The sequence below is a fragment of the Arthrobacter sp. BPSS-3 genome, assembly GCF_044628475.1.
Lineage (GTDB): Bacteria > Actinomycetota > Actinomycetes > Actinomycetales > Micrococcaceae > Arthrobacter.
The window spans coordinates 1-1,510 of sequence record NZ_JBIMMV010000021.1 but is presented as its reverse complement, the minus strand read 5'-3'; the positions used below and the strand labels follow the sequence as shown (position 1 = coordinate 1,510).

Below are 1,510 nucleotides of genomic sequence, written 5' to 3'. Positions count from 1 at the left end.
GGGCGGCTTCTAGCGGTCGTTGCAACACCCGTTATTGGGAGTTGCAACGACCGTGTCGCGTTTAAGTGGTGAATCGAAGTGCCATCGGAGGTACTCGGATCAGGAGAAAGCAGCATTTTTTGTTGCATTCGACCGTTCGGGCAGTGTCACCGTTGCCGCCGCCGAACTTGGCTTCAGCAGAGATACCTGCTTTCAGTGGGTGCGGAAAAAGGGTCTGAAGAGTAAGCGGCCTGCGCATCCGGGACGCGCGGAGTTTCTCCGCTTACGACAATCCGGGGTGGGCTTGCGGGGGGCCGCCCGGGACGTTGGTGTGCACCTGCGAACCGCCGAAGGCTGGGACAAAGGGGTCCGGAAGATCAAGAACGGGCGGATCTATCCAAACGGTGTGACGGTCGACTACACACGGGGTGTGAAGACTGTTCTCAGCGAGGATGCCGCCGGCACCGCCCCCTTTCCCCGCATCGCGGCCCTGGACAAGCCGCTGGATGCCCGATTCCTGTCGCTGCAGGAACGCGAATCGATCCGCGACCTCAGCGCCAGCGGGGCGTCCCTGCGAACCATCGCCACAGTGCTGGGACGGGCGCCTTCGACGGTCAGCCGGGAGATCACCCGCAACAGCTCACCCGGAGGCGAATACCAGCCCTATGCAGCTCAACGGAAGGCCGCCAGCCGGCGTCCCCGTCCAAAGGAACGCAAGCTGCTCACCATACCCAGGCTGCGCGCCCGCGTCGAAGCCAAACTGGCCCTGCGGTTGTCTCCGGAACAGATCAGCAACACTTTGATCAAAGACTTTCCTCATGATCAGGAGATGCGAGTGTCCCACGAAACCATTTACCAAGCGCTCTACCTTCAAGGCCGCGGCGGGCTTCGCCGTGAACTCGCTAACGCGCTTCGGACCGGACGGGCACGCCGCAAACCCCACCGCAAAGACGACGAACGCCGGCACCGGTTTGTGGACCCGATGATCATGATCTCCGAGCGCCCACCCGAGGTCGAGGACAGGGCCGTGCCGGGCCACTGGGAGGGAGATCTCATCACCGGTGCGCTGAACCAGTCAGCGATCGGCACCCTGGTCGAACGCACCACCCGCTACGTCCTGCTCGTCCACCTGCCCGGGGACCACACCGCCGAAACCGTCCGCGACGGACTCATCAAAACCATGACGACCCTCCCGGAGCACCTGCGCGGGTCCCTGACCTGGGACCAAGGTGCGGAAATGGCAGGACACAAATCCTTCACCATGGTCACCGGCATGCAGGTCTACTTCTGCGACCCGGCCAGCCCATGGCAACGCGGCTCGAACGAGAACACCAACGGGCTCCTCCGCCAGTACTTCCCCAAAGGCACGGACCTCTCCGTCTACGGTCCCGAAGACCTCGAACACGTCGCCCAGGAACTCAACGGCCGCCCACGCAAAACGCTCGGCTGGGATACCCCGGCCGAGCGTCTGCGTGATTTACTACTAGCTACCTAGCCACCAGCAGTGTTGCAACGACCACTAGAAACCGCC

General features: G+C 63.0%; 1 protein-coding gene. It reads left to right on the top strand.

Features of this window, described 5'->3' with window-relative positions:
- The first annotated feature begins 460 nt into the window (after positions 1-460).
- Positions 461-1,474, top strand: a complete 1,014-nt coding sequence (locus tag ACFVY3_RS17295; RefSeq protein ID WP_400160668.1) for an IS30 family transposase — start codon at positions 461-463, stop codon at positions 1,472-1,474.
- The last annotated feature ends 36 nt before the right edge of the window (positions 1,475-1,510 follow it).